This is a genomic window from Microvirga arsenatis, from assembly GCF_009910705.1.
In the GTDB taxonomy this organism is placed as follows: domain Bacteria; phylum Pseudomonadota; class Alphaproteobacteria; order Rhizobiales; family Beijerinckiaceae; genus Microvirga; species Microvirga arsenatis.
The window spans coordinates 1-5,226 of sequence record NZ_JAAAXJ010000046.1; the positions used below are offsets into that span (position 1 = coordinate 1).

A 5,226-nucleotide genomic window follows, 5' to 3' on the forward strand; every position below is an offset into this window, starting at 1 on the left:
ACGGCTGGAAGACGCTGACACAAGCGTCAGCCCCGAAGGAGACGATTGACCTCGCCGCCTGACCCAATACGATGTTCATGCCGGAGATCGCGCCACCCGAATTTCAACACAGCTCGCGACGGCACCTGTAGCCATGCGCGGTCCAGAGGCTGTCGAGGTCCTGAGAGATCTCATGCAGCAGCTATTGGATGCTCGCGCGTCCAAACGCTAGTGCAGCGCATAGTAGGCAGCGCCACCTGCCACTATCAGTCCGACAAAGAAGTACGGGAACCACGGCGGGAAAGGTCTTTCATGACCATCAAAGCCCATGCAGGCCCTTCAGAGGCAGGAATTGCTGCCGAGCTCTGGAAAGGAATCGTGGCGATTTCGAGAAAATTAGCCGCGGACATTACCCGGCTTACGCGGCTTTCTTCAAGGTAAGACGGGCCTTGCGCCACTGATCCAGCCGCCGCAGGAGGTGGGCTCGCATGCGGGCCGCCTGAGCCTCCCTGATCAGAGCTTTTGCATTTGTTGAAGTCGTCATGATCGCTACGTCCGAAGCTTGACCGGCACAGGAACGCAGCAGCCGAACTTCGGTTCCCACAATGGGCCCTCGTCGGTTGCCAGCAGGCCCTGTGCCATCGATCAGGCCGCCATCTTCATTGGCGTTGCATACGAGGAGGCCTCGGCTTCGCTTCCGAGCTCTGTCAGTGCTTGTGCAAGCGTCGTCAGGCGATCGGCCAGGTCTTCAGCCTCGACCTTCTGGCTCGCCGATGCTTTCTCCGCATGGAAGCGCATCCGGTATAGGTTCTTTAGGACCGCGCAGGCAGTCGCCAGATTGTCAGCCATCTCGGAGCCCGGCGTGCCCTCATCCCGGATGCTCCGGCAGCGGCGGACGCAACTGAACAGATCTCGATATAAGCGGTCGATCTCCTCGCATGGCATGTTGCGAGCAGTTAGAGCGGATTCCTCGCTCACTCTAAATGTACTCGAGATCAACCGCGCGACGTGAAGCAGCGCCTGCCCATAGGCATAGACTTTATCATGCCCACTCGTGTCGATCCTTGCTCTGATCGAAAGCAATGTAGACCGTGCCCGTGCAATATCCTCCGCGACGATTGCACAACCGTCGCGCCCCAACCACTGGATGTTCATTATTGTTGTTGCCCGAAGAATCAAACGAATTAACGGATCCGAAATGAATCGTCGGAGTTGCACAGGCAAGGAATATTTACAGTAAAGCAGAAGGCTGCGACATTTATCGCCAGAATCGAAGCTAGGTTCCATTTTTGTTCATACGTAATTAGCGAAAGCTACACTGAACTAGACCATCCATCTACGACGGGAGCGCGTCATAAATGCCTAAGCTTGCATGGAGCTTCTCAAACACCGCACTCGCGGCTCTCTGCGTCACCTTGGCACCGCAAGCAGTGATGGCGCGGGAGGTTGCCATGACATGCACCAACCCGCGTCAGGAATATCGCGTGAGATTCGACGACGCCAAACGGCAGTTCTTTGCCAATGACACGTGGTACCAGGTCTATTCCTTCACAACCAATCCCCGCGGAACAACAGTTTCCGGCCAGACTGTTCAAGATGGGCCACGCTTCAATGCCTATTTCGGGGCGCAGAAACGAATGGAATATAACTCCGGAGGCGAGATCCAGACCGATCTCTGTCGGTAGGTGAACATCGGGAGACCTCATCTGCGTAGATCAGACGAGGCAATCCCCATGAAAAAGAAGGTCAGCCAATCGCAGCTCATCCTGCCGCTGCTCGATGCGATCGAGGAAAGGGGAGGGGCCGCAAAAGCGCGCGATGTTTACGATCTGGTCGCTGACAGGGTTAACCTTTCGGCCGAAGACCGAGCCACCCGGATCACAATTTCCGGTCACTCCTACAATGCCTTCGAGCGAGAGGTGCGCTGGGCGCAGCAGCGGGCCAAGCTCCAGGGCTTGTTGAGGCCGGCGGAGTCAGGTCTTTGGACGCTCACGGACAAGGGAAGTTCCGCGCTCACGAAGGCGACACCCGGTCTCGTTGTTACGATCTTCATGACCGACAAGGGCGCTGCCCTGTGGGGTCATTGCGAGGATGCCGTTGGCCTGTTGGACGACGAAAGCATCTCACTCATCTTCAGCAGTCCGCCATACCCGCTTCTCCGGAAGAAACAATACGGGAATCTCGATGAGCGAGAGTACCTGGATTGGATGGTGCGTCTGGCTGAAACGTGGATGCCCAAACTCGCCAAGGATTCTTCAGTGGTCCTCAACCTCGGCGATGCCTGGCGCCGCGGCGAGCCCACGCTGTCGCTCTATCAGGAGCGGTTGCTCATCAGGTTTGAGGACGAACTGGGTCTAAACCTCTGCCAGCGGTTCGCATGGCAGAATTCAGCGCGGCTTCCAAACCCTGCAGAGTGGGTGACAATCCGCAGGGTGCGGGTGAAGCCCTCGCTTGAAAATATCTTTTGGCTCTCGGCCTCAGATAATCCCTATGCCGACAACCGCCAGATTCTGGTCCCTTATTCCGACAGCATGAAGGCGATGCTCAAACGAGGAGGCCAGGAGGCCGCCAGTCGCCCAGCCGGATACAGAATGGCGGACGGCGCCTTCGGCAATGACAATGGCGGAGCCATCCCGGGCAATCTGATTGTCGCGGCAAACACAGAGAGCAACTCTGATTACATCCGAGGTGTAAAGGCCGCCGGACTTCCGGTTCATCCAGCCCGTTTCCCAGCGACGCTGCCGGAGACCTTCATCAGATTTCTCACCCGTCCCAAGGATCTCGTGTTCGAGCCCTTTGGCGGATCCCTCACGACAGCCGCCGTTGCCGAGGCTCTCGACCGTCGCTGGGTGGCTTCTGAGTGCATGCTCGAATACATCCAGGGCGGTCAACTCAGGTTCCCACACGCCAAGGCCGCGTGATCGGAGGCGACGTTAAGCGCATGGTAAGCATATCCGCATCACTCTGGACTTGAGATCGAGGCTCAGTCGATCTTCCTCCTATGAAGTCAGCCCCGTGCAGTTGTTCCCTTGCTGCGCGGGGCTTTCCATTCCATCGGGGATGATCGTTCCCTCGAATTCGAAGTTCTAATTGATTTCGCGGACCTATGTGAGACTGGTGCCAACACGGGGTAACCGTTTCTTAAGATCTGGCGCCTACCCATCGCGGCGGAAAGGATCTTCGAACGCAGATCCTTCGCCCCCAGGAAACCCCGCATAGCTGTTGCCCCCGCTATGCGGGGTTTTCCGTTTCCGGACCTGCGATTGTGGCCCCTCACTACAAGCGGCCCACCAGATCTTCGCCCGTTCTATCAGGGCTAAGTCATTACCAGCCTCTCATTTCCATGGCTCAGACAATGTCGATCTCCCCGGCGAGTGATCCTCTCGCCAGCTGGGGACCTGGGCGCCTGCCGCCCCGGTTCTACCATGCCACCCCACTTTACCGGTACGATCCTCAGGCCACAGACAATCACGGTCTCTGGGATCCAGCTGTCCATGGCCAGATCAAAGGGCACGGGCTAAGGCCCTGTACCTTGTCCAGCAGGGATGTCGCAGCTGTCTTTCCCACGGATGAAGTCGGGATCGCCCTCAATTATGCCGAATGCAATCGAGGCGAGGATTGGCCGGTCGACTGGATCATCCTGGAGATCGAAGGTTCGGCCGTCGATGAGGCTCACGTTTTGCCCGATTTGGACCACGAGGCTCAAACGATGGCGGACGACATCCTCGCGCAGGGCTTTACCCAAGCCCAGTGGGATGCCGGCGCAATTCCCTGGTTCGCGGTTCTCAATGTGACCGGTCAAATCCGGTACACGGCGGCCATTCCGGATGCCGCGATCCGGCCCGCGCGAATTCTGCCAGTCCGAAGCTCTTCTCGGTAATCAACGGCCCGTCCCGACCTCCTTTTTAATTCGTTCCTCAGGATTTCGATGACCCAGCTCTCGCTTTTCGACCTATCGATGCGGTGGAACAGCCGTCGCGCATCATACCGTCCCTCACAGGAGCCGATCGACCCCAGCCAGTTTTCCGTCGCACCGATCGGTGATGCGGCAGCGCGCGACTTCGTCATCAAGCATCATTACTCAGGATCCTACCCGGCTGCGATCGCGGCCTATGGACTGTTTGAGCGCGTTGCACCCTTCCAGGAAGAACTGGTGGGGGTTGCTGTCTTTTCCGTCCCCATCCAGCCGAAGGCGGCTGCAGCCTATGGGGCGGCGCCCGATGCCAAGTTCTGCGAACTCGGACGCTTCGTCCTAAAGGACCACGTCGGCGGCAATGGCGAGACGTGGCTGCTCTCGCGAGCCCTGCGTATGCTCGCTCAAGATAAGCAGCGGCCGGACCGCCGCCCCTATTACGACCTCTGCCTGTCCTACAGCGACCCAGTTCCTCGAACCACCGCAGACGGAGGCATCCTTCATTCAGGGCATATAGGCCTGATTTATCAGGCTTACTCGGCTTCGATCTATGTTGGCCGTGGGAAGCCTCGACTCCACTGGCTGACCCGCGACGGCTCGATCGTCTCGCCTCGGGCGCTCTCGAAGCTCCGGAACGGCGAGAAGGGAGCGGCATATGCGTACGAATTCCTGCGCTCGCATGGAGCTCCAGCAAGGGCATTAGGCGAACCCGAGGCTGACTACATCCGCAGAGCTCTCCAAGAAGGCCCGTTCCGGCGCATGCGCCACAACGGCAATCACGCTTACGTCTTCCCCTGTGGGACGCATACCACCCGCCAGGAGATCCGCCGGCGCATGGATAAAGGCCTGCCTCGGCCAATGAAGACGGACCTGCCGACGGCAGCCTAGAATCGAGCGGAAATATCCAGAGGCAGTCGCGGTGGCGTTAAGAGTCATTAACCGCAGTCCATCACCCGCATCCGAATCATAATGCCGAATTGCGAATCCAAAGCCAGGGCGAATACTACGCAACATCGAATCAAGTGCGTAACTCAGAATCACCTGGAACCGGGCTTTTACATGCGAATTGACTCCGCTTTTTCGGTTAAGTGAGTCATTCCAAAGAAGTTTCCCACCGCTGAATCGATCTATTGTGAATGGATTCTTGCTAGCCGACTCCACAGCCTAACTGGAATCGGGCATCACTCGTGATGGCACGAGTGTAATGGGGGCCAGCGCAAGATCTGTTCCTGATTATACGCTAAGATAGAACAAATCAGGAACTCGCCTTTCCTTGACGATCCATTGTCCGGCGCCGAGCGCACTTACTGGGAGGTAGCAGCCCGGCGCTCTCA

5 protein-coding genes are annotated in these 5,226 nt (G+C 57.9%); 4 read left to right on the forward strand and 1 reads right to left on the reverse strand.

Going from position 1 to position 5,226, the window contains the following annotated elements:
* Nucleotides 1-624 precede the first annotated feature (624 nt).
* Entirely contained in the window at nucleotides 625-1,134 is a 510-nt protein-coding gene (locus GR303_RS23975; protein WP_161726958.1) for a hypothetical protein, read from the reverse strand.
* A 203-nt stretch (nucleotides 1,135-1,337) separates the two neighbouring features.
* On the opposite strand from GR303_RS23975, the gene GR303_RS23980 reads away from it, so the two are divergent.
* The 4 genes from GR303_RS23980 to GR303_RS23995 all read left to right on the forward strand — a co-directional run bounded on the left by GR303_RS23980 (nucleotide 1,338) and on the right by GR303_RS23995 (nucleotide 4,780).
* Nucleotides 1,338-1,664: a hypothetical protein gene (locus tag GR303_RS23980; protein ID WP_161726956.1), complete on the forward strand. Its 327-nt coding sequence runs from the start codon at nucleotides 1,338-1,340 to the stop codon at nucleotides 1,662-1,664.
* A gap of 48 nt (nucleotides 1,665-1,712) precedes the next feature.
* A complete protein-coding gene (locus GR303_RS23985; protein ID WP_161726954.1) occupies nucleotides 1,713-2,900 on the forward strand; it encodes a site-specific DNA-methyltransferase in 1,188 nt (395 codons plus the stop codon).
* A 611-nt stretch (nucleotides 2,901-3,511) separates the two neighbouring features.
* Nucleotides 3,512-3,859, forward strand: coding sequence for a hypothetical protein (locus tag GR303_RS23990; RefSeq protein WP_161726952.1), 348 nt, complete (start codon nucleotides 3,512-3,514; stop codon nucleotides 3,857-3,859).
* 48 nt (nucleotides 3,860-3,907) lie between these two features.
* Complete coding sequence (locus GR303_RS23995) at nucleotides 3,908-4,780, forward strand: Mom family adenine methylcarbamoylation protein (protein ID WP_161726950.1); 873 nt, start codon at nucleotides 3,908-3,910, stop codon at nucleotides 4,778-4,780.
* The last annotated feature ends 446 nt before the right edge of the window (nucleotides 4,781-5,226 follow it).